Raw genomic sequence first — 22331 nt, 5'->3', positions numbered from 1 at the left:
GTTTTGTCGTTTCTGTCCGACGATGGCCGACGTTCGATTGGTGATTGAGATCAATCCTTTCAAACCCGTAGGGCAGGATGACCAATCGGGGGGCGATAATCAAGGGTTCTGGTCCGGCCGCAGCTGCGAACAGCTGCAATAAGTTTACGCAATGGCCGAGCCTTCACATGCCCGCCTTCACACGACGAAAGGCTAAGGCGTAAACTGACGCGACCGGCGTTGGTCTGATAGGAAGGCCGGTAATCGCCGCTGGAGCCGGAAATGGCAGAAAAGAAGGTCGTGGTCGCGGGCGCCACGGGATTGGTGGGAAATGCCGCATTGCGGCACTTCGGCGCCGCCGGGGGATGCGACGTTCTGGCGCTGTCGCGGCGCAGGCCGCGCGAGCTCCATGGCGCCAGGCACGTGCAGATCGACCTCACCGATCCCGTGCAGTGCCGGCGCGCCGCAACCGAATTGCAGGGCGCCACCCATCTTGTCTACGCCGCGCTCTATGAAGCGCCCAATCTGGTCGACGGCTGGCGCGATCAGGATCAGATCCGCACCAACGATGTGATGCTGCGCAATCTGATGGCCGCGCTCGAACCGGTCGCGCCGCAGCTTCGGCATGTCGCGCTTCTGCAAGGCACCAAGGCGTATGGCGTCCACGTCCGCCCGCTCACCGTGCCGGCGCGCGAAGGCCGCTCGGAAATGTACGAGCAGCCGAATTTCTACTGGGCGCAGGAGAATTTCCTGCGCGAGCTGCAGCAGGGCAAGGCCTGGCACTGGAGCATTCTGCGTCCCGTCCTGATCGTCGGTGAGACGATCGGCGGCGCGATGGACCTGATCCCGCCACTCGGCGTCTATGCCGCCATGTTGCGCGAGCAAGGCCGTCCGCTCGACTATCCCGGCGGTGCCGCGCGGGTGTCGCAAGCGGTCGACGTCGATCTTTTGGCGCGCGCGATCGCCTGGGCCGGCGAGGCGGCCGCCGCGCGCAACGAAGCCTTCAACGTCACCAATGGCGATGTCTTCACCTGGGAGAATGTCTGGCCGGCGATTGCAGACGCGCTCGAGATGAAGCCGGGCAATGCCGTGCCGCTGTCGCTGGCGCAGGAATATCCCAAATGGATCGCGCCGTGGGACGAGCTGCGGCGCAAGCACAATCTGATTTCGCCCGGCCTTGAAGAATTTGTCGGCCTGTCATTCCAGTATGCCGACTACAGCATGCGCTTTGGCCACAGCCAGTCGGGCCCGCCCTCGATCGTCTCGACCGTGAAGATCAACCAGGCCGGTTTTACGGAGATGATGGATACCGAGGCGATGTTCCGGAAATGGTTCGGCCTGGCGCGATCGAGCCACTTGCTGCCGTAGCAAATTCGGAGGCTGCGCCGATCTGCGCCAAATGCCGTCATGAATCGTCGAGATAATCGGGAGGCTGCAATGCTGGATCACGTCTCGCTGGGCGTCAGCGATATCGAGCGGTCAAGGAAATTCTATGATCAGGCGCTTCGTCCGCTCGGCATCGAGCGCTTGTACGCTGAAGGTCCAACCGCCGCCGGCTATGGGGCCGACCGCAAGGCATTCTTCTGGATCGGCGAGAAAAACGCTTCGCAAACCGGCAGCCATGTCGCGTTTGCGGCCCACGACAGGGAAACCGTGGACCGGTTTCACCAGGCCGCGCTCGCAGCCGGGGGACGCGACAACGGGCAACCGGGGCTGCGCCCGAATTATCACGAAGATTACTACGGCGCGTTCGTGCTCGATCCCGACGGCCACAACATCGAGGCGGTTTGTCGCCGGAAGCAGACGTGACCTGATCGTTACGCGTTGCCCGTCGCCGCAAACTTTGCTTCCATCGCCTTGCGCGTCTTGATGGTGTCGTTGGCTTCGTCGACCTCGACATCGCTCCAGCGCACCACGGCGCCGTGGGCGACGTTGTTCTTCAGCTTGACGCGATGGGCCAGACCAATCGGCAGCGCGCCGGCCTTGAGGCTGGCGGCCGCCGGCATCAATTTACCCCACACCGTGTAGCCGCCTTCGCCGTCGAGCATTTCGCCGGCGCGAAGGTCGCGTTTTGCGACCGCCGCGACATCGCCGCGAAAACCATGCGGCTGTCCGGTCGGCTCGCCCCGCAGCGCCGCCGACAGGATCGAGATGTTCAGCTCAAGCCCGATCAGATGATAGGGCTTGTACATCGCGGCAAACCTGCCCGAGGCGTCGGTCTTCAGCCCGTATTGCTTGAAACAATCCGCCGCGTAATCGTTCGGCGCTTCCAGCACGACGTAGACGCCCCAGCGCAGATCGCGAAACACCGTCCTGCCGTCGCGCTCCAGCGACGACACCACTTCCACCACGCCGGATTTCTCGAGCACGCCGCCTTTGTCGCGCGGCCGCATCACATGCGGCAGGTCGTCGACGCCGCAGGGCGGAAACTTTAGGCCGTCGCTGGGCACGTCGAGCTGGCACGCATTGGCGATTGCCGCCATCTCGATCGCGGATTTGGTGCCGTCGAGAAACGAGTTGAACATCTGCGGGTTCATGCCCGCCGATTGCGCCTCGTCGGCTGTCAGCCCGTAATGGCCCCAGACGCCTTCCGGCGTCACGTCATGATAGGCCGGCAGATACTTTGTACCCTTGCCGGCGGCGACGACGCGGAATCCCGTGGCGCGCGCCCAGTCCACCATCTCTGATGTGAGCGCCGGCTGATCGCCATAGGCCAGCGAATAGACCACGCCGGCCTTGCGGGCTTCCTCCGCCAGCAGCGGACCTGCCAGCACATCGGCCTCGACATTGACCATCACGACATGCTTGCCGGCTGCAATCGCCGCGCGGGCATGCCGGATGCCGACGGCCGGATTGCCGGTCGCTTCCACCACGACATCCATTGCCCCGCCGGCGATCGCGCGCAGGCCGTCATCGGTGAAGGCGGTCCGTGCGATCCGCTCCTGGTCCCAGCCGACGGTTCGGCACGCCTCGCGCGCGCGGTCGCGGTCGAGATCGATAATCAGCGGCACTTCAAGTCCCGGCGTGTGCGGCACCTGCGCCAGGAACATCGAGCCGAACTTGCCGGCGCCGATCAGCGCGACACGAACCGGTTTACCCGCCGCATGGCGGGCCTGGAGGAGGTGGTGGAGGTTCATGGCGGTGTCCGAACAATTGTGTAGGCGACGAGGAGCCGCGGATTTGATGTCTCGTCATGGCCGGGCTTGTCCCGGCCATCCACGTCTTGCTGGTGGTTAAAGTGCTAAGACGTGGATGCCCGGCACAAGGCCGGGCATGACGAAACTATGATGAGCTTAAGCTACTCCGCCGCCTGGCGATGCGCACGCGCGAGCCGCAACAGCGCGTCGTCATCCACGGTCTGGATCGGCGTGAAATCGCGGTGCGCGATATATTCCGGCCGCGTCGGGGTGCGGATGTAGTTGGAGACCGCATTCAGCGTCAAATAGACGATCTTGCGCGGATAGGGCGTGATGTTGCCGGCCGAACCGTGCACCAGATTGCCGTGGAACATCAGCATGCCGCCGGCCTTGCCGGTCGGCGCGACGATGCCGCCTTCCTGCACCAGCCTCGTCACCGTGGCCTCGTCCAGCGTCCACAGCGGATAGGAGGTGGTTTCGAGATCGTGCGAGGCCTTGAGGTCGCCGGCGGTCTGACTCTTCGGCACCAGCATCAGGGGGCCGTTGATCGGCATCACCTCGTCGAGGAAGATCGCGATGTTCATCGCGCGCGGCTCCGGCATGCCGTCGTCGCGCTTCCAGGTGCCGTAGTCCTGGTGCCATTGCCAGACGTCGCCGGTGAAGGCGGCTTTGGCGTTGATCTTGAACTGGTGCATGTAGAGTTTTTCGCCGAAGATCTGCTCGATCGGGTCGATCATGCGCGGATGCGCACCCAATGCGCCGAATGCCTCGTTGTAGAGATGCGCGGCAAAGGCGGTGCGCGGCGCGCCGCTCTTCTCGCGCCATACCTCGGGGCGGTTGGCGTCGTAGATGCTCACGGCCTCGCGCGCGAGATAGGCCACTTCCTCGGGGCTGAACAGCTCGGGCAGGAACAGCCAGCCTTCGCGGTTGAAATAGTCGATCTGCTCTTGCGTGAGTTTCATGTCTTCTCTCCCTTTTTGCTTTTCTCTCTATCTGTCATTCCGGGGCGCGCAACGCGCGAACCCGGAATCTCGAGGTTCCCCGATGCGCAATTGCGCATCTGTGGTTCGATGCTTCGCATCGCCCCGGAACGACGGCGTTGCTGCTACGCCGCCTTGCTCGTCGCCTTCAGCCTTTCCTCGGTCATCCGTCCCGCCGTCTGCGCATGCGCCAAAGCCGCAGCCTCCGCGCCCTTGGCATCGCCGGCCAGAATCTGTGTGGCGATCGCCTCGTGTTCGCTCCAGGCGCTGTCGCGGTAATCGAGTTCGGCCAGCACGGTGGCCATCGAGCGGCGCATATGCGGCCATTGCGGCGCGATCATTTCCTCGATCGCAGGGTTCCCCGCGAGGCGGTAGATCGCGCTGTGGAAGTCGACGTCGAGCGCAATCAGCCGCGCCAGCGGGGTGTCCTCGCCGATGGTCCGGCCGGCCTGCAGTGCCGCTTCCAGCGCCGCGCGCCCGGCCGTGTCGTTTTTCACGCGTCCGGCGGCAAGCCGTGCCGCCAGGGCGTCGATGGCTCCGCGGACCTCGTAGAGCTGGCGGATACGCGCCGGATCGAGCTCGGTGACCTCAAAGCCGCGGCGGCCGCTCTCGGCCACCAGGCCCTGCCGGTGCAGCAGATGCAGCGCGTGGGAAACCGGCTGGCGCGATACGCCAAGCTTCTCGGCCAGCTCGTTCTGGGTGATGCGCTGCCCCGGCGGCAGCGTGCGATCGATGATAGCCTCGAGGATCCGGGCATAGACCTGGTCGATCAGGTTGGGGAGCGGATCTAACGGGATCATGCCGGATGTCCAAGATAGAATACGGAATTCCGTATTCGGAGTGTATAGCGCTACGCAGGGTACCCGTCAAGGAAGCAGCTGTTTAAGAAACTACCGGTATCCGGTACTGCCGCGCCTGTGTGTGATACGAACGGGGTAAATGGCCCGAAAGGCCACACGACATGAACAAGACCGATACTACGCGGGTGACCACGAAGCCTGGTAGCACATCACCTCGGAGCGATACCGATTGGGCGCGACTCGATGCCGTGACCGATGAGGAAGTCGTGGCCGCTGCGCTGTCCGATCCCGACGCCCAGCCGCTCACGCCAGCGCAACTGTCCGGGATGCGCAGGGTGTCGCGTGTAAAGGTGCTTCGACAACGCCTCGGCATGACGCAGATGCAATTTGCTGAGGCCTTCCATCTTCCGATCACCACGCTGCGCGATTGGGAGCAGCGTCGAAGCACGCCGGATGCACCGGCCCGGGCACTGTTGTTGGCAATTGAACGTGACCCGGAGGTCATGCGCCGGTTACTGGCAGAAGGAATAGCGTAGAAGGGGCGGCGCAGGTCCGAACCGCTCCTTCCGGCAGGTAGTTACGCTCGGACTTAGAGCACCTCCACGTCAAACGTGCCGATCGCTTCCGCGTCGGCCACCGCGTCCACCGCCGATATCCGCTCGCCGCTGATGGTCAGCCGCAGCACGATGCGCATTTCACCGCCGAGGACGACGGCGACCCCCAGCGCACCGTCAACCAGCGCAGGCTTGGCGGCCTGGGCGCGGCCCTTGAAGGTTTCGGCAACCGCCGCAGCGCCGCGGATTTCCGGCAGCGAACCCAGCCGCTGCGCGGCCTGGTCGGCACGGAACACCACGTCAGGATCCAGCACCGCGAGCAGCCCTTCGAAGTCACCGCCGCGCGAGGCTGCCAGGAACGCATCGACGATCTGTTTCTGGCGGCTGAAATCGGCGTCCGGAGCGGGCGGGGTGCCCTGCACCCGGCGGCGGGCGCGGCTGGCGAGTTGCCTCGCTGCGGCGGGCGTGCGGCCGACGATCGGCGCGATCTCCTCAAAGGGAACGGCGAACATGTCGTGCAGCACGAAGGCCAGCCGTTCGGGCGGCGCCAGCGTCTCCAGCACCACGAGCAGCGCCGCGCCGACGGAATCGGCCATGTCAGCATCGCGCTCGTGTTCGTCGTTGGCGATGGGTTCCGGCACATCCGGGCCCATCGGTTCCTCGCGCCGCGATTTGCGTGACCGCAGCATGTCGAGGCAGACGCGGGCGATCACCGTGGTCAGCCAGCCGCCGAGGTTTTCGACCGCACCGCTATCGGTGCGGCTCAAGCGCAACCAGGTCTCCTGCACGGCATCGTCGACCTCGGCGGTTGATCCCAGCATGCGATAGGCCACCGCCCTCAGATGGGCCCGGTTGGCCTCGAACTTCTCGGCCAGAAACTTTTTCTCGTCCATCGGTCACATTCCCATGTCGCTTCTCGTCATGGCTATGACGAACGAAACCCCACCGATGTGACAGCAAATCGGCGCGGTCACGTCAAAACCGAACCACGAATGGAGAGAGAAATGATGCAGGCTCGAATGAACCACCCCGTCATGGTCGTTCCCGACGCCATGAAAGCGCTGCACGCGCTCGGCGAACTGACCAAGAACAGCTTGCCGGAAAAGCTGCTCGAACTGGTGCATCTGCGCGCCAGCCAGATCAACGGCTGCAGCGTCTGCGTCGACATGCACCCCAAGATCGCCAGGAAAGCCGGCGAAACCGATGAGCGGCTGTTCGCGGTCGCGGCCTGGCACGACACGCCTTACTTCACGGAAGCCGAGCGGGCCGCATTGGCGCTGACGGAAGCGCTGACCCGCATCAGCGACCGCGCCGACCCGGTGCCGGATGCGATCTGGAATGAGGCCGACAAGCAGTTCGACGAAGCGGAGCTTGCCGCGCTGGTCCTGGCGATCGCCAACATCAATGTCTGGAACAGGCTCAACGTCGCGGTGCGCCAGCCGGTGGGCCTCTGGAAGGTCTGAGGGGCGGTTACGAGGGGGGCTGGCCCGGAATCCCGGGACATTGGCCTCAATTCCAGTGCGCGGGCTCGTGCTTAATTTACCTGCGCGAGCTAAAGAACAAGCTTGGCCGATCCCGATCGGCCAGGCTTTTTCGTTTGTCTCCGCCATCCATTCCGGTCCGCCCGCTATGTCAGAGCCCCAAGCCATGTTGCGACCGTCGATCCGCAAACGAATCCTTGCCATTGCGGTCGGGCTGATCGTCCTGATGGCGATCACATCGGTGCTGTCGACGGTGATGACGCGAAAGGTCGCCCATCAGCTCGACGAGCTCAGCACAAAATATGTCGAGGCCTATGGGCACCTTGCGCGGATGAATGTCCGCTCGCTGGAGCAGGCGCTGGCGCTTCGCCGCATGGTGATCGCCAGGATGCAGACGCCGCCGGACGAGGCCGGCTTGGCCGAACGGCAGAAGATCTATGAGGCGAAAGGACAGGAGATTGACGAGGAGGCGAAGGCCGCGCGCAAGCTGATCAACGCTATCATCGAAGATACCTCCACGGCTTCCGACAACGCCGGACTCGGCCGGATCGACACTCGCATCGAAAATGCCAACGGTGATCTCCGCCGCTACATGCGTGAGGAATATCTGCGCCTGCTGCCGCTGCTGGAGGCGCGCAAATTCACCGAGGCCCAGGCGATTGTGGCGCGTGCCGATCAGCTGCGCGACGAGTTCAATCAGAAGGTCGAGGACATCAGGAAGGACATGCTGACGCAAGTTCGCAGCGATGCCGTGGTGACGATGCGCGACCAGCAAAAGACGATCGTGATCTCCGCAATCCTGACCGGACTTGCAGCCATACTGGGATTGATGTTCGCGATCTTCATCAGCACCGGGATTACCCGGCCGGTGCGGCGGTTGCTGGAGGGCACCCGCGCCGTCGAGGCCGGCCGTCTCGATGGATCGATCGACGTCACCACGCGCGACGAGATCGGCCAGCTCACGTCCGCGTTCAACAACATGGTCGAACAGTTGCGCCACAAGGAGAAGATGCGCGAGACTTTCGGCCGCTATATCGACCCGCGCGTCGTCGCCGGGTTGATCGACCGGCAGGCGCAGACCGCAACCGACGGCGAGCGACGCGTGATGACGGTGCTGTTCTGCGACATGAAGGGATTCACCAGCCTCAGCACGGGCATGACGCCGCAGGGGCTGGTCAAGGTGATGAACCATTATCTGTCGACGATGTCGGGGCCGATCCGCACCCATCACGGCATCATCGATAAATATATCGGCGACGCGATCATGGCCTATTGGGGGCCTCCGTTCAACGAAGACGGCGAGCAGGCGCGGCTTGCCTGCCTCGCTGCAATAGACATGGCCCGCCGCGGGACGGCGTTGCGGACGGAGCTTCCCGAATTGCTCGGCGTGCGCACGGTGCCGAGCGACTGCGACGTCCGTATCGGCGTTGCGACCGGCGAGGTGCTGGTCGGCAGCATCGGTTCGGAATTCATGATGAGCTACACTGTGATGGGCGACGCGGTGAATCTGGCGTCGCGGCTGGAGGGCGCCAACAAGGCCTATGGCAGCCATTGCCTCGTCTCGGCGCCGACCATCGCCGCAGCCGGTGACGGATTGGCGTTTCGCGAGATCGACCGCCTGGTCGTGGTCGGCCAGAGCCAGCCGGAGACGGTGTTCGAGATCATCGGGCGCGAGGACGAACTCACGCCGGAGCAGGTGTCGCTGCTGGACAGCTATTCGAAGGGGCTCGCCGCCTATCGCGAGCGCCGTTGGGACGACGCGCGCCACGCCTTCAGCGCCGGGCTCGAAGCGGTCCCCGGCGACGGTCCGTCCAAGGTATTCATCAAACGCATCGGCGAGTTTCAGGCCAACCCGCCTGCCGCCGATTGGGACGGCGCATGGCGTCTCGATGAAAAGTGATCGCCCGGCAGCGCTCACGCCGCCAGGAACTCGATCACGGCCTCGGAATATTCCTGCGGCGCAGAATCGAAGATCCAGTGGCGGGCGCCGGGGATCACAGCGGTTTTGGCGCCGGGAATATGCTGTGCCAGCACGCGCCAGATCTGGGCCAGCGAGCCCTGCGTGTCGCCGCCGCCGATCAGCAAGGTCGGCATCCCAATCGATTCCGCATCGCTGCGTGAAAACGGCCGGCGCTTCTCGCCGACCTGGCCGATCAGGGTATAGGCGTTGTCGCGGAGCTGCTGTTTGGGCGCGGCCGGCAGACGTTTCCAGGTGCCCTCGCCATCGATCATGTCGACGATCAGGTCGAGCGCGCCGTCGATATCGCCGGCTTTTACTTTCTCCACCGCGGCCGGAATCCGCGCCGCAATCGCCGACGAACCCGGGCCCGCACCGGCTGAACTGAGCGTGGCGTCGAGGTCGCCGCCGGGCTCGGCGAGCACCAGCTTGCGCAATAGATCCGGCCGCTGCTCGGCGACGCGAAAGGCGATGTGCCCGCCGCGGGAATGGCCCATTAGGTCGACGGGGCCGAGGTTCAGTTGCTCGATGAAGCCGATCGCGTCGTCGACATGCTGCGCCATCAGATAGTCGTTGCCGACGCCGTCCCAGTGCTCGGGGAAAAAGTGCCGCAGGCTGAGCGAGATGACGCGGTGTTTTTTCGACAGCGGCCCGAGCACCGGATACCAGGTGCGGAAATCGCCGAGCGTGCCGTGGACGCAGACCAGCGGTGGGCCCTTGCCGACGTCGAGATAGGCGATGTCGTAGCCGTTGACGGCAAGCGTTTGCATGGGATCAAGCCTCTGCCAGGAACGCGAGCACGATCTCGCAATATTTCTGCGGCGCCTGTTCGAACATCGGATGCGTGGTGCGGGGGATCATCTCGGTGCGTGAGCCCTTCACGTTCGCGGCGAGCGCGCGCAGCACCAGCGGAATCGCACCCTTGGTGTTGGCGCCGCCGATGAACAGCGTCGGCGTCTTGATCGCTTCGGCATCCGCCTTGGAGAACGGCGGACGGGAGTCACGCATCTGGCCGATCAGCGTGGTGGCGTTGTCGCGCAGCAATTGCTTTGGCGTCGCCGGCAGCCGCTTCCAGGCTCCCGGGCCTTCCAGCGCGTCGATGAAGATGGCAAGCCCGCCATCGATATCCCCCTTGGCGATGACTTCCGCGGAGGCCGCGATGCGGGTGGCGATCGGCGAGGGGCCCGGCTTGTAGGCGGGATCGAGCGAGGCGTCGAGTTCGCCGCCGGGCTCGGCCAGGATCAGTTTTCGCAGCAGGTCCGGCCGGCGCTGCGCGACGCGAAACGTGATGTGCCCGCCGCGGGAGTGGCCCATCAGATCGACCGGTCCGATGCCGAGTTTTTCGATGAAGCCGATCACGTCGTCGACATGCTGCGCGATCGAATAGGTATCGCCGACGCCGTCCCAATGATCCGGGAAGAAATGACGCAGCGACGGCGCGATCACGCGGTGTTCTTTCGACAGCAGCCCCATCACCGACGACCAGATCCGGAAGTCGCACAGCGAGCCGTGCACGCAGACCAGCGGCGGGCCCTCACCGGCCTCGAGATAGGCCATGTCGAAGCCGTTGACGGGGAGGGTTTGCATAAGGGGCTCGGTGTGCGGGGCGGGGCCATTGAACGGCGCGGTGAATATCCCACATCATCGGAAGTTGTTTATGCCGTCAAGTTTCGCCGGAATTCGGGTGGATAGCAACATTCTCCAAGCCTAGATTTGGGACCAGCATCAAGCTCGAGCTATCGGAGCGAGAGGATCTGGAGCGAGATCATGACCGAACAGCAATTTGCGATATTCGACACCCCGATCGGCCGCTGCGGCATCGTGTGGGGCGAGCGCGGCATTGTGTCGGTGCAACTGCCGATGGGCGACGAGAAGAAAACCCGCACCCGCCTGCAGCAACGCCATGGCGACATCGATGAGGCGCAGCCGCCAGCGAAGGTGCAGGCCGCCATCGAGGGGATTGTCGAACTTCTGGCCGGCAAGCCGAACGACCTGGCGGATGTCGTGCTCGATCTCGAGGGCGTGCCCGAATTCAACCGCGGCGTCTACGACATCGCGCGCACCATTCCACCGGGCCAGACCATGACCTATGGCGACATCGCGAAAAAACTCGGCGGCGTCGAACTGTCGCGTGACGTCGGCCAGGCGCTCGGCCGCAACCCCTGTCCGATCGTGGTGCCCTGCCACCGCGTGCTGGCGGCGGGCAACAAGCCGGGCGGCTTCTCCGCCAATGGCGGCGTGGTGACGAAACTAAAAATGCTGGCGATCGAAGGCGCGGTCGTGAACCACACGCCGAACCTGTTCGATTGAGGCTAGTCACTCTCAGCCGCCGTCATGCCCGGCCTTGTGCCGGGCATCCACGTCTTCGCTTCGAAATGAAGAAAGGCGTGGATGGCCGGGCATAGGCGAGCGGAAGCGACGCCATCCTTCAGACGGCTATGCCCGGCCATGACGAAAGAATTATTCATTTGCCCTTGAAGTTCGGCGGCCGTTTTTCGTTGAATGCCAGCACGCCTTCGCGGCGGTCCTCGGTCGGGACCATGCGGTTGTAGGCCTCGATCTCGAGCGCGAGGCCGTCGCGCAGCGACGATTGCAGGCCGCGGTGGATCGCGAGCTTGGCTTGCCGGGTCGAGATCGGCGCGTTACGGGCGATGTGCGACGCGGTCGCCAGCGCTTCCGGCAATAGATCGGCTTGCGGAAACACTTCGTTGACGAGGCCCCAGTCGTGCGCCTGCGCCGCAGTGAAGGGTTTGCCGGTCAGGATCAGCTCCTTGGCCCGGCGCTCGCCGACCGCGCGGGGCAGGGTCTGCGTGCCGCCGCCGCCCGGCATGATGCCGAGCGTGACCTCGGTCAGCGCAAAGCGTGCGGTCTCGGCGGCGTAGAGAAAATCGCAACAACCTGCGATCTCGCAGCCGCCGCCATAGGCCGCGCCATTGACGGCGCCGATAATCGGGACCGGGCAGTCGATCAGCGCCCGCACCATCCGCTCGAAGATCACGTGCTGGCGCGTCCATTGCTCGTCGGTCATGCCGCGGCGCTCTTTGAGGTCGCCGCCGGCGCAGAACGCCTTGTCGCCGGATCCGGTCAGGACGATACAGCGCAGATTGGCGGGGTCGAGCGCGACATCCTCGAAACAGCGCACGAGATCGCGGCCCATCTGGGTGTTGAGCGCGTTCGAAGCGTCCGGCCGGTTCAGCCGCACGATCGTTACGTGGTCATCGACCCGCTCAAGCGCGAGGGTCTCGAAGGCAGGTGTTTCCGGGGCCGCGCTCATATCGCCTCGCAGGTAAACCCGTTGCCAGCGCGGCGGATTTTTCCGACCGACGGCGAGGGGAAATGCGCGGTGCAGCACAGCGTGTCGGTGTCGCAATAGCGTTCGAGGAAGCTGCGTCGCGTGACGCCCGCCTGCGCCTGGTCGACGTCGAACTTGACCGACATTTCCGGATAGCGCGTCTGCAGCGGCGAATGCATCAGATCGCCCGAGAACACCGCTTCGTCCTTGCCGCGGCCGAAAGTAAAGGCGAGATGGCCGGGAGTATGGCCCGGTGTCGGCAGCAGGCGCGCATGGTCGCCGATCGCAAAATCGTCGCGCACGATCTCGGCTTGTCCGGCTTCGACGACCGGCAACACGCTGTCGCCGAACGGCGGCACGGGTGTTTTTGAATTTGTCTCGGTCCAGTAGTCAAATTCGGCCTTGCCGAAAATATGACGCGCTTTCGGGAAAGTCGGCACCCAGCGGCCGTTTTCCAGCCGCGTGTTCCAGCCGACATGATCGACATGCAGATGCGTGCACATCACGTAATCGATATCGCCGACCGCAAAACCCGCCGCGGCAAGCCCTCTGATATAAGTGTCGTCAGTCTTCATGTTCCATTTCGGGCGCAGCGGCCGCGGCTTGTCGTTGCCGATGCAGCTGTCGATCAGGATGGTGTGGTGCGGCGTCTTCACGATGTAGGACTGGAAACACAGGATCAGCACGTCTTCGGCGTCGAGTGCGCCGGCCTTCTGCATCCATCCGCGGTTTTCCGCCAGCAGTTCCGGCGTCAGACTGGGGAGCATCTCCAGCGCCGGCACGAAGGTGGTTTCCTGCTCGATGATGCGGTGGATGGTGAGATCGCCGACGGTGAATTTCAGGCTCATGGCTTTTCCTTGTTCTTGCTGTCGCGAACGGCGGGAAGGATGTAGTTCGCCATCATGTCGAGCGCGCCGTTGCCTTGGCCCGGATGCCAGTAAAGCCCTGATGTCGTCATCACCACAAGATCGCGGTCGGGCACGATGAATATCCGCTGGCCGCCGAGGCCCATCGCGGCAATCCACTTCACTTCCTTTTCCTGCGCGATCGAGCGGCCCATCCACCATTGCTGGCCGTAGAAAAACAGTCCGCCGAAATAGCCGATCGCCTGAAAGCGCGGCCGCACCGATTGCGCGATCCATTCCGGCGAGACGATCGGCTTCCCGCCCCACATGCCGCGATTGAGTACGAGCTGGCCGAGCTTGGCGGCATCGCGCGGTCGCATGCGAAGACCGACGGCGGAGGCGATCTTGCCGTTCTTCGCATAGGTCATCCATTCCACGTCGGTGATTCCCAATGGCGCAAACAGAACCTCGCGCGCGAACGCTTCCAGCGGCTTGCCGGAAACGCGTTCGAGGATGTTGCCGAGCAAATCCGTCCCGCCGCCATTATAGGTCCACACCGCGTCCGGCGGCTTTGCGATCGGCTTCGACAGGATGTAGCGGATCGGGTCGGCCTCGCTGCCGAGATGCGGCTCGTCGTTCTTCGGATCGTTCCAGGGGCGGTTCTCGTCCCACTGCATGCCGGATGACATCGTCAGGAGATGGCGGAGCGTGACCTGGTCCCAGCCCGGCGATTTCAGGTCAGAATATTCCGGATAGAATTTGACGACGGGCTCGTCCGCGCTCGCAATCAGCTTGCGGTCGATCGCGATGCCGACCAAAAGCGAGATCACGCTCTTCGATACCGAGCGCATGTCGTGCTTCGTCGTGGCGTCGAACGCGTGCTGGCCGCCGCCCTGGCCCCAGGGCTCGTCATAGCCGGCGAAATATTGTTCGAACACCAGCTTGCCGTGGCGGACGACGACCACGGCGTGGACGTTGGCCTGCGTTTCCTTCAGGCGCGCCGCGATGGTGCAGAGCCGCGCGGCATCGAGGCCGACGCTTTCGGGGGAGGCGATGGCCCATCCATCGTCGAGGGCCGTAGGGGTTCCGCAAGTCATGCCGGTCTGTCCCCGCGCAGCCACGGACGCCGACAGCAGGAGCACGGCAGCAATGCCGAGGCGCCGCAATCTCCTGCCGCCCTCACGCATCCTGCCGTCTCCCTTATTACGCCGGCGGCGGTACCGAGATTTTCACCGACGGCCGCTCCAGCATGCGCTGATGGAACGCATCGAGCTTCGGGAACGCCTTGCGCCAGCCGCAGTCGGCGAAGCGGAAATCGGCATAGCCGAGCACGCAGACGAGGCCGATCTGCACGATGTCGAACGGCCGCGAAAGTACGTCAGGCTTGTTCTCGAACCGCGCCATGCCGGTCCACGCCCGGTTCCAGTGGTCGTCGGACCAGGCCTGCCATTGCAGCCCCTGCGGCCGCACCATCTTTTCGTAACGGCACAGCAGCATGGCATCGAGCATGCCCTGCAGCAGCGCATGATCGGTCTTGACCTGCCAACGCGTCGGGCCGGAGGCCGGGATCAGTTTGTTGCCGCCGGCAAGCTCGTCGAGATATTCGACGATGACGTAGGAATCCAGGATGACGTCGCCGTTATCGAGGATCAGCACCGGCAGCTTCTTCAGCGGCGTGATCTTCGAATATTCCTCGTTGGCCGTGCCGGGCGCCACCGTCGCCGAAATGAATTCGATCTTGTCGATCAGCCCGGTCTCGATCGCGGCGATGCGAACCTTGCGGGCGAATGGCGAGGCGGGAGAGAAGCTGAGTTTCATGTTGTTATTCCCTGACCAGTTCTTTTCTCCGTCATGGCCGGGCTTGTCCCGGCCATCCACGTCTTTGTTGCCGATCACCGTCAAGACGTGGATGCCCGGCACAAGGCCGGGCATGACGACTACTGAGCAAGCACGAGTCCCCTCACGCCTCGATGATTTGCTGCCGCTGTTCGCCGAGCCCTTCGATACCGAGGGTGACGACGTCGCCGACGTTGAGGAATTGCGGCGGCTTCATGCCGGCGCCGACGCCGGGCGGTGTGCCGGTCGTGATGATGTCGCCGGGCAGCAGCGTGAGGAAGGTCGAGACGTAGGCGATGCACTTCGCCATGGTGAAGATCATGGTCGAGGTCGAGCCGGTCTGGCAGCGCTTGCCGTTGACGTCGAGCCACATCGACAGCTTCTGCACGTCGGCGATTTCATCCTTGGTCACCAGCCACGGGCCGACCGGGCCGAACGTGTCGTGCGACTTGCCCTTGGTCCATTGGCCGCCGCGTTCCTGCTGGAAGTAGCGCTCGGAGACGTCGTTGCAAACGCAGTAGCCGGCGACGTGGTTGAGCGCGTCGGCCTCGCTGACATATTTGGCACGGGTGCCGATGATGGCGGCGATCTCGACTTCCCAGTCGAGCTTCTTGGACTCGCGCGGCTTTTCGATCGCATCGTTCGGGCCGCTCAGCGAGGTGTTGGCCTTCAAAAAGAAGATCGGCTCGGGCGGAATCGGATTGCCGGTTTCCTTGGCGTGATCGACGTAGTTGAGGCCGATCGCGACGAATTTCGAGATGCCGGTGACCGGCGCGCCAAAGCGCGGCTTGCCGTCGACGGCGGGAAGTTTTGAGGGGTCCAATGCTGCAAGCTTGGCCAGCGAAGCGGGCGCATAGGCCTCGCCGTTGAGGTCTTTCACATGCGCGGAAAGATCGCGCAGCTGGCCGGATTTATCGATCAGGCCGGGCTTTTCCTGGCCAAGCGCGCCGTAACGAACAAGCTTCATTGTACTGCTCCCTCAGGGGTTTATTTACTTGGAATGCTTCATGGAACAGCGGGCGGGGAAATTCAACCACGGAAGCGCCCCGCATTGCAGGTCTCTTGATTCGTAGGGCATCCGTAGGGTGGGCAAAGCCACCGGGTCGCGCGAATGCGCGCCCGATGACAGGCTCCGCGTGCCCACCATCCAACGCACCCGTGCAGATGGTGGGCACGGCGCGAGTGCGCCTTTGCCCACCCTACGATCCAGGGCTACCCCAGCGCGATGAACTTGAACGTTGCCCCCTCGCGCCTGATGTGGCCGGCATTGAAATGCCCGCCGATCACCAGCGTCGGCGTGTCGGCAAAGCGCCCGAACAGCTCGCGCCGCGTCTCCGCCGACTGCTTTTGGTCGAAATCCGCCGTCGACGACCAGTCGAGATGGGCCATCTGGCAGGGGTGATGGGCGACGTCGCCGGTGAGCAGCCCCTCCTGGCCGTCCGACTTGATGTGGATGCTCATATGGCCGGGGCTGTGGCCGGGCGTCGGAATCAGGGTGATCTCGTCCGAAAGCCTGGCGTCGCTGGCCACGAGGTCGGCCTTGCCGGCATCCGCGATCGGTTTGACGGAATCATTGAACACGGCCAGATGTGCCGGCTCGTCGCTGTGGTCGCGCCAGTGTTCGAACTCGGCCTTGCCGAACACGTAGCGGGCATTGGCAAAGGTCGGCACCCACTGGCCGCCGACCAGCCTGGTGTTCCAGCCGACATGGTCGACATGCAGGTGGGTGCACAGCACCGTGTCGATGCTGTCAGGCGCAAAGCCCGCCGCGGTCAATGTGTCGAGGAACGGGTCCTGGCGGTTGTTCCAGGTCGGTACGTTGCGGCCCTGCTTGTCGTTTCCCAATCCGGTGTCGACGATGATCCGCCGCGACGGCGTCTCCACCAGCAGCGAGTGGATCGACATTTTGAGGCGGCCCTCTTCGTTGGCGAAATGCGGGATCAGCCAGGGCAGCTTCTGGATCTCTTCGTTGGTCGCGAGCGGCAGGATGAATCGGGTGCTGCCGACGGTCTCGAGCTCGACGACCTTGGTGATTTTGACCTTGCCTATCGTCCAGTGCATCCGGCGCTTCCTCCTTGGTTTCGTTTCTTGCTTACCTCGCCCTGCTTGCGGGGAGAGGTCGGCGCGTAGCGCCGGGTGAGGGGGTACAGGTCCAACAACTTGCACAGGTGTTCGTGGAGAGAGCCCCTCACCCCAACCCTCTAAGAGCGAGCTTCGCTCGTCTCGACCCCGCGAAGAGCGGGGCGAGGGAGTCAGCTACCGCGCGCAATCGACAATGACGGTGCCGAGCTTGTCGCCCTTTTCCACCGCGAGATGCGCCTGCGCGGTATCCGCGAGCGCAAACTCCCCGGCCACGTTGTGAATGCGCTTGCCCGCCGTGAGCCATTTTGTGATGTCGGCCTGGGCTGCGGCCAGCAGCGGCGGCGGCAGTGCGAACAGCACCAGCGCGCGGAGTGCGATGCACTTCTCCATAAAATCACGCATCGGGACCAGCGGCGTGCGATTGCCGTTGGTGGCGTAGACCGCGATGGTCGAATTCATTGCCATCAATTTCAGCGTGATGGCGATGTTGCCGCCAAAATCGACGTCGACCACGCGGTCGACGCCGCGCCCGCCGGTGAAGGCCAGCACTTTGGCGATGACGTCATCATTGCGGTAGTTGATGACGAGGTCGGCGCCGGCAAGCCGCGCCTGTTCGGCCTTCGTTTCCGAACTGACGGTCGCGATCACTTTTGCGCCGCCCCATTTTGCGAATTGCACGGCGTAGTGGCCGACGGCGCCGGCGCCGCCGGTGACCAGCACGGTTTTTCCCGTAATCGGACCATCGCAGAACAGGCAGCACCACGCCGTCATGCCGGGAATTCCGAGCGTGGCGCCGGCGGCGTAGGAAAGACTGTCCGGTAGCGGCGTCACCAGATGCTCGGCGAGCGCGATGTACTCCGCCGCGGTGCCGAAGGCGCGGCCGTTGCGCTGGCCGTTGAACAGCCAGACGCGCTGGCCGACCCTCAATTGCGTGACGTCTTCGCCGATTTGATCGACGATCCCGGCGCCGTCGCTGTTGGGGATCACGCGCGGATACTCCATCGCGCGATAGCTGCCGCCGCGGCGACCGACATCGGCGGGATTGACGCCGGACGCCTTCAGCCGCACCCGGACTTCGCCCGGGCCGGCGTCAGGCGTCGGCATCTCGCCATAGGTCAGCACCTCGGGCGCGGGGCCCGTCCCCTCGTACCAGACCGCTTTCATCCAGCGCCCCTTTGCGAAGGCGACACTAGAGCGTGCCCGGGAACGCACCACCGTCGAGCAGGATGTTCTGCCCGGTGATGAAGCCGGCCTTGGCGCTGCACAGGAAGGCGCAGGCCTCGCCGAATTCCTCGGGGGTGCCGAACCGCCCGGCGGGATTGAGCTTGGCGCGCTCTGCCAGCACCTGCTCGACGTCGATCTTGCGCTTCTCGGCTTCGCCCTTGGCGGTGCCGCGCAGCCGGTCGGTGTCGAACGGACCCGGCAGCAGGCCGTTGATGGTGACGTTGTTGATCACGGTCTTGCGCGAGATGCCGGCAACAAAGCCGGTGAGGCCGGCGCGGGCGCCGTTGGAAAGGCCCAATATGTCGATCGGCGATTTCACCGCGGCAGAGGTGATGTTGACGATGCGGCCGAACTTGCGCGCCATCATGCCGTCCACGGTGGCCTTGATCAGTTCGATCGGGGTCAGCATGTTGGCGTCGACAGCCTTGATCCAGTCGTCGCGGGTCCAGTTGCGGAAATCGCCGGGCGGCGGGCCGCCGGCGTTGTTGATCAAAATGTCCGGATCGGGACAGGCTTTGAGCACGTCCGCGCGCCCCTGCGGCGTGGTGATGTCGCCGGCGACCTCGGTGACGGTGACGCCGGGATGCGCCTTGCGGATTTCATCGGCGGTCTTTTTCAGCGCCTCGGCGCCGCGCGCCGTCAAGGTGACGTGCACGCCTTCATTGGCCAGTTGCATCGCGCAGGCGCGTCCCAACCCCTTGCTGGAGGCACATACGATGGCGCGGCGGCCTTTGATCCCAAGATCCACTGTCTCACTCCCGTTATGTCAGGTGATTTTCTAGATTTCGATTGGAGCAGTGTAGCCAATCGCGACGGCCATGATAAGTGGCTCGTCGCTGCGCGAAATGCATATCAGTCTGCCATTGCCTGCTAAATTCGCTGCTCTCGCTTCAGCCGGTCGATGGTGGCGGTGACGTCAGGCGGCAGCGACTTGAAGCCCTTTTGCCCGGCCGTCGAAAGCAGCGGCCGCAATTGCGAGCCGGTCAGGAATGCCGGCTGGCGATCGCTTGGGACGAGCTGGTCGAAAACCAGCACCAGCGTGATCGCGACCAGGCCGGCGCGCACCGCGCCAAGCGCAGCGCCGCCGAGGCGATCGCCGATACCGGCCGATCCGACGGTGTCGTCGAGCGCCATGCGCCCCACCTTTCCGAGCACCATGCCTGCTATCAGGAAGATTCCGAAGAACAGCAGCGCATTCTGCATCAGGGGCGAGCCGAGCTTGCCGCCGAGTTGCGGAGCCAGCAACGAGGTAGTCGCCACCGCGATCGGCATCGCAAACAGATAGGCGAGGATCGTGACCGCGCTGCGCAACAGGCCGGAGTTGAAGCCGGTGACCACGGCAATCGACAGAGCGAGATAGACGACGGCATCGAAACTGTTCATGGGTTGATATCGCGGTCTGTTTCCTGCGCCGCCGTCTGGTCAATGAAACGGGTTCGCGATCGCTAAAATCGTAGGTATCAAGGGGCTCGCCTTATTCCGGGGTCGTCACGTCTGATCTATTCGACGTCCGTAAAGAAATCATTCTGGTCACTGGCGTTACCAGGGGGTGGGAGTTCGCGCGTTGCCGGCGCATGGTGCTGAGCGCGCTCTGATGGTTGGACAAGAAGGCGCCTCTGCCTGGGAGTACCTCCTAATGGTAGGCGTCCGATCTACCGTTTGGTCGCGACCATTGGCATGATGCGAGCCTATGCGCCGTGAGGTGGAGACATGACCAACGACCGCCTAGTGCAGCCACCGCCAAGCCCTCTCATCCGCAAGATCGGTATCGTCGGAACCGCAATCCTCCTGCTCGGGCCTATGGCCGCTTTTACAGCTCTTGGAGCAGGAACGCGCATCTCAGAAGGCTTCGAACCGTTCGAGAAATCAGCGAGTGAGCGCGTCGCTCAGGCCTTCGAAGACATCAGGGACATCGCATCCATCTCTGACGAGCTGAAGACTGCGCTGGCGTCGCTGAGCCAGAGCGTTCAGGGCGCGCAGAAGCCGCCGGTCAAGGCTGAAGGCAACGATTGACCTGATCTGACTTCAGAGCTTCTACGATGAGAGGCAACAAGATTATCGCCTCTTGATATACTGGTCGCGGCTTCCGTGATGCGCCTGCAAAAACTCACTTTTGATGATTGGCTGGAACACGCATTTGGTCGCGAAGTTCGCTTTCAGCAAGCGCCCTGGTACTTCGATCCGGACCATGATTGGTGGGATCCGCCACCTACGGAAGCCGTATCCTATCTCACTCGACTGTTTGAAGACCCCGAGCCGGCATTACAGAGATTTGCTGACAGCCAAATTGCACAGGGCTTAACCTACCTCGTGAATACGAGCGCAAGCGGCGATAACAGATGGCTTTGTTCAACTGATGTGCCGGTCAAAAATCGTGTCCGCTGCGTTGAGTCTGTCGCAGCACTGTTTACGAAACTGTTCGAGCCACGGTGCGCTCCCAATTTATCTCACCTAAGCGAAGCCGATGCCGGAACGCTAAACTGCGTTTGCTATATGTGGTGGGATGCGTTTCCGAGCTTGGCTCTTGCTGATGATCCGGACCTGCCAACTCTCCACGATTGCGCGCTGCGTACCATGGAGCGCATCCTTCATCTCAACTCGATCGCTTGCCAGGAGAGCGCTCTACACGGGCTGGGACACTGGCAGCGAGACTACAGCGAGAAAGTAACCCAAATCATAGACCGCTTTTGCGAGGCGCATTCCAGGGCCGATCCCCGGCTTTTGGCCTATGCCCGATCGGCGCGCTGCGGATGCGTGCTGTAAAAACCCCAGCGAGCTACAGCGTCGTAGCCCGGATGAGCGCAGCGATATCCGGGAATCTTTCTACAGCTCCCCGCATATCGCTTCCGCTCATGCGGGCTACTCGCTATGAATTTCAAATGGACAGGAATTTCTTGGTGAGACGCGCTTCTCCAGATGATGCTGGTGAAGTTGCCCGGATTCATATCGCGGCCACCCGGTCCACCTACCGGGATATCTATACGGCTGAGTACCTCAACGGCCTCTCTGTCGAAGACCGTGCTTCCCGCTGGATTGAAAAGGGCAGGGGCCATCTGGCCATTGGTGACCCGTTCGGCGTATTCGCTGCGTTTGACAATGACGTCATGGTTGGTTTTGCGGACGTCGGACCAACCAATGAAAAGGGTGTCGCGGAGCTTTATGCGATCTACCTGGATCCTGATTATATAGGGAAGGGTGCAGGCAGGGCTCTCCTGGAGGCGTGCGCCGACTACGCGGCCAGCCATGGTTACAAGGCGATGACCGCGACCGTACTGAGCAGAAATGCCCTGGCCCGTGCATTTTACGAGCGCACGGGCGCGGCAGCGGAAACAGAGACCGAAAGATTGATCGAAACAGGCGGCACCAGGGAGCTGGTCATTTCGTATCGCTGGGCAGATCTGGGATTGCAGTGACGGCCGCGCAGGGCGGGTCCTCTTTAACCGATCGCTCCGTGCAAGATGGCGGGTTAAGCGAACCCGCCCTACGGGAGCTTCTTCAAAGGGAAACAACTGTGTCGGGCGAACGCGATCTTGCAACATTGTTGCGGAACATGAAGCTGGAAATGCACGACGGCGTCTTCGTGTTTTGCAGCATCCCGGCAGTCAAGGAGATTCCTGCCGCACTCAGGCCGGTGCACTTGTTCCGTGAACGGGAGGGAACCACTCTCGTGATGCGGCGTGAGGAGGCCGAATGCGCGGGTTTGCCGTATCAATTCGCATCGCGCCTGATCACGCTGACCGTGCATTCCTCGCTGGAAGCGGTGGGCTTTCTGGCCGCAATCACCGGCCGGCTCGCACAAGCCGGCATCAGCGTGAATGCGGTATCGGCCTATTACCACGATCATCTGTTCGTGCCCGAGCACAGGGCCGATGAAGCGCTGGGTCTTTTACAAGAGATGTCCGGGCCGGGTTCGGAGTGAGTTGGGCGTAGCGCTGTCATTCCGGGGCGCGCGTAGCGCGAGCCCGGAATCCATTAGGCCTCCCGCGCTGTCGCCGAATGGATTCCGGGTTCTCGCTTCGCGAGCCCCGGAATGACGACGGAGGGGGTTGCTTCGACTGCGACAAAACAACCCGACGGGCAAATCAATTCCGATTTACGGAAGTCGTGTCAAGTAGAAAATTTCTGTAAATCAAAAAGATTTCTGTTGTCGGTCGACCCAAATCA

General features: G+C 63.3%; 25 protein-coding genes. 10 read left to right on the top strand and 15 right to left on the bottom strand.

Translation table 11 applies throughout. The features are described 5' to 3' along the window. Nucleotides 1-261 precede the first annotated feature (261 nt). On the top strand, nt 262-1347 hold the full coding sequence (locus JQ641_RS01615; RefSeq protein WP_211994096.1) for an NAD-dependent epimerase/dehydratase family protein: 1086 nt from the start codon (nt 262-264) through the stop codon (nt 1345-1347). A gap of 69 nt (nt 1348-1416) precedes the next feature. Then, nucleotides 1417-1788: a VOC family protein gene (locus tag JQ641_RS01610; protein ID WP_211994095.1), complete on the top strand. Its 372-nt coding sequence runs from the start codon at nt 1417-1419 to the stop codon at nt 1786-1788. Between the two features lie 8 nt (nt 1789-1796). Here the strand turns inward: JQ641_RS01610 and JQ641_RS01605 are convergent, their stop codons facing one another. The 3 genes from JQ641_RS01605 to JQ641_RS01595 all read right to left on the bottom strand — a co-directional run bounded on the left by JQ641_RS01605 (nt 1797) and on the right by JQ641_RS01595 (nt 4896). Beyond that, nucleotides 1797-3116, bottom strand: a complete 1320-nt coding sequence (locus JQ641_RS01605; protein WP_211994094.1) for an NAD(P)H-dependent oxidoreductase — start codon at nt 3114-3116, stop codon at nt 1797-1799. 161 nt (nt 3117-3277) lie between these two features. Then, nucleotides 3278-4078: a phytanoyl-CoA dioxygenase family protein gene (locus JQ641_RS01600; protein WP_192738265.1), complete on the bottom strand. Its 801-nt coding sequence runs from the start codon at nt 4076-4078 to the stop codon at nt 3278-3280. Between the two features lie 143 nt (nt 4079-4221). Then, entirely contained in the window at nt 4222-4896 is a 675-nt protein-coding gene (locus tag JQ641_RS01595; protein ID WP_211994093.1) for a GntR family transcriptional regulator, read from the bottom strand. Nucleotides 4897-5057: 161 nt separating this feature from the next. On the opposite strand from JQ641_RS01595, the gene JQ641_RS01590 reads away from it, so the two are divergent. After that, nucleotides 5058-5432, top strand: coding sequence for a helix-turn-helix domain-containing protein (locus JQ641_RS01590; protein ID WP_349628479.1), 375 nt, complete (start codon nt 5058-5060; stop codon nt 5430-5432). Between the two features lie 53 nt (nt 5433-5485). On the opposite strand, the gene JQ641_RS01585 is transcribed toward JQ641_RS01590, so the two are convergent. Beyond that, entirely contained in the window at nt 5486-6343 is an 858-nt protein-coding gene (locus JQ641_RS01585) for a sigma-70 family RNA polymerase sigma factor (RefSeq protein ID WP_211994092.1), read from the bottom strand. Nucleotides 6344-6457: 114 nt separating this feature from the next. Between JQ641_RS01585 and JQ641_RS01580 the strand changes: the two genes are divergently transcribed. Together JQ641_RS01580 and JQ641_RS01575 are read left to right on the top strand one after the other, a co-directional pair. Then, a complete protein-coding gene (locus JQ641_RS01580; RefSeq protein WP_211994273.1) occupies nt 6458-6913 on the top strand; it encodes a carboxymuconolactone decarboxylase family protein in 456 nt (151 codons plus the stop codon). A gap of 184 nt (nt 6914-7097) precedes the next feature. Then, the gene (locus JQ641_RS01575) at nt 7098-8831 is read left to right on the top strand and encodes an adenylate/guanylate cyclase domain-containing protein (protein ID WP_211994091.1); all 1734 of its coding nucleotides are present in this window, start codon (nt 7098-7100) and stop codon (nt 8829-8831) included. 14 nt (nt 8832-8845) lie between these two features. Here JQ641_RS01575 and JQ641_RS01570 read toward each other — a convergent pair whose 3' ends face one another. Together JQ641_RS01570 and JQ641_RS01565 are read right to left on the bottom strand one after the other, a co-directional pair. Continuing rightward, nucleotides 8846-9658 carry an alpha/beta fold hydrolase gene (locus JQ641_RS01570; RefSeq protein WP_211994090.1) on the bottom strand — a complete coding sequence of 271 codons (813 nt, stop codon included), beginning with the start codon at nt 9656-9658 and terminating at the stop codon, nt 8846-8848. A 4-nt stretch (nt 9659-9662) separates the two neighbouring features. Next, nucleotides 9663-10475, bottom strand: a complete 813-nt coding sequence (locus JQ641_RS01565; RefSeq protein WP_211994089.1) for an alpha/beta fold hydrolase — start codon at nt 10473-10475, stop codon at nt 9663-9665. A gap of 180 nt (nt 10476-10655) precedes the next feature. Here JQ641_RS01565 and JQ641_RS01560 point away from each other — a divergent pair, with 180 nt between their 5' ends. Further along, on the top strand, nt 10656-11198 hold the full coding sequence (locus JQ641_RS01560; protein ID WP_211994088.1) for a methylated-DNA--[protein]-cysteine S-methyltransferase: 543 nt from the start codon (nt 10656-10658) through the stop codon (nt 11196-11198). 154 nt (nt 11199-11352) lie between these two features. On the opposite strand, the gene JQ641_RS01555 is transcribed toward JQ641_RS01560, so the two are convergent. The 9 genes from JQ641_RS01555 to JQ641_RS01515 form a co-directional block, all read right to left on the bottom strand. Beyond that, complete coding sequence (locus tag JQ641_RS01555) at nt 11353-12162, bottom strand: enoyl-CoA hydratase/isomerase family protein (protein ID WP_211994087.1); 810 nt, start codon at nt 12160-12162, stop codon at nt 11353-11355. Further along, the gene (locus tag JQ641_RS01550; RefSeq protein WP_211994086.1) at nt 12159-13028 is read right to left on the bottom strand and encodes an MBL fold metallo-hydrolase; all 870 of its coding nucleotides are present in this window, start codon (nt 13026-13028) and stop codon (nt 12159-12161) included. Before JQ641_RS01550 ends, JQ641_RS01555 begins: the two co-directional genes overlap by 4 nt. Next, a complete protein-coding gene (locus JQ641_RS01545; protein ID WP_211994085.1) occupies nt 13025-14212 on the bottom strand; it encodes a serine hydrolase domain-containing protein in 1188 nt (395 codons plus the stop codon). The genes JQ641_RS01550 and JQ641_RS01545 overlap by 4 nt, the downstream gene beginning before the upstream one ends. 16 nt (nt 14213-14228) lie before the next feature. Continuing rightward, nucleotides 14229-14843 (bottom strand): glutathione S-transferase family protein, encoded by a 615-nt coding sequence (locus tag JQ641_RS01540; RefSeq protein WP_211994084.1) that lies wholly within the window; start codon nt 14841-14843, stop codon nt 14229-14231. 142 nt (nt 14844-14985) lie between these two features. Further along, nucleotides 14986-15828 carry a fumarylacetoacetate hydrolase family protein gene (locus tag JQ641_RS01535; RefSeq protein ID WP_211994083.1) on the bottom strand — a complete coding sequence of 281 codons (843 nt, stop codon included), beginning with the start codon at nt 15826-15828 and terminating at the stop codon, nt 14986-14988. 245 nt (nt 15829-16073) lie between these two features. Further along, entirely contained in the window at nt 16074-16922 is an 849-nt protein-coding gene (locus tag JQ641_RS01530; RefSeq protein WP_211994082.1) for an MBL fold metallo-hydrolase, read from the bottom strand. A 195-nt stretch (nt 16923-17117) separates the two neighbouring features. Further along, nucleotides 17118-18107: an NADPH:quinone reductase gene (locus tag JQ641_RS01525; protein WP_211994081.1), complete on the bottom strand. Its 990-nt coding sequence runs from the start codon at nt 18105-18107 to the stop codon at nt 17118-17120. A gap of 25 nt (nt 18108-18132) precedes the next feature. Beyond that, a complete protein-coding gene (locus JQ641_RS01520; RefSeq protein WP_192738251.1) occupies nt 18133-18915 on the bottom strand; it encodes an SDR family oxidoreductase in 783 nt (260 codons plus the stop codon). Between the two features lie 122 nt (nt 18916-19037). Further along, complete coding sequence (locus JQ641_RS01515) at nt 19038-19550, bottom strand: CvpA family protein (RefSeq protein ID WP_211994080.1); 513 nt, start codon at nt 19548-19550, stop codon at nt 19038-19040. A gap of 327 nt (nt 19551-19877) precedes the next feature. Here JQ641_RS01515 and JQ641_RS01510 point away from each other — a divergent pair, with 327 nt between their 5' ends. From JQ641_RS01510 to JQ641_RS01495, 4 genes are all read left to right on the top strand, one after another. After that, nucleotides 19878-20180, top strand: coding sequence for a hypothetical protein (locus tag JQ641_RS01510; protein ID WP_211994079.1), 303 nt, complete (start codon nt 19878-19880; stop codon nt 20178-20180). 78 nt (nt 20181-20258) lie between these two features. Then, nucleotides 20259-20930, top strand: a complete 672-nt coding sequence (locus JQ641_RS01505) for a hypothetical protein (protein WP_211994078.1) — start codon at nt 20259-20261, stop codon at nt 20928-20930. Between the two features lie 116 nt (nt 20931-21046). After that, nucleotides 21047-21580, top strand: a complete 534-nt coding sequence (locus JQ641_RS01500) for a GNAT family N-acetyltransferase (protein ID WP_211994077.1) — start codon at nt 21047-21049, stop codon at nt 21578-21580. Nucleotides 21581-21678: 98 nt separating this feature from the next. Continuing rightward, nucleotides 21679-22086, top strand: a complete 408-nt coding sequence (locus JQ641_RS01495) for an ACT domain-containing protein (protein WP_211994076.1) — start codon at nt 21679-21681, stop codon at nt 22084-22086. The last annotated feature ends 245 nt before the right edge of the window (nt 22087-22331 follow it).

Origin of the sequence: Bradyrhizobium sp. JYMT SZCCT0180, assembly GCF_018130165.1 — a bacterium.
Classification (GTDB): domain Bacteria; phylum Pseudomonadota; class Alphaproteobacteria; order Rhizobiales; family Xanthobacteraceae; genus Bradyrhizobium.
Note: the sequence above shows the minus strand (reverse complement) of the source record. Positions and strands in the feature narration are given on the sequence as shown.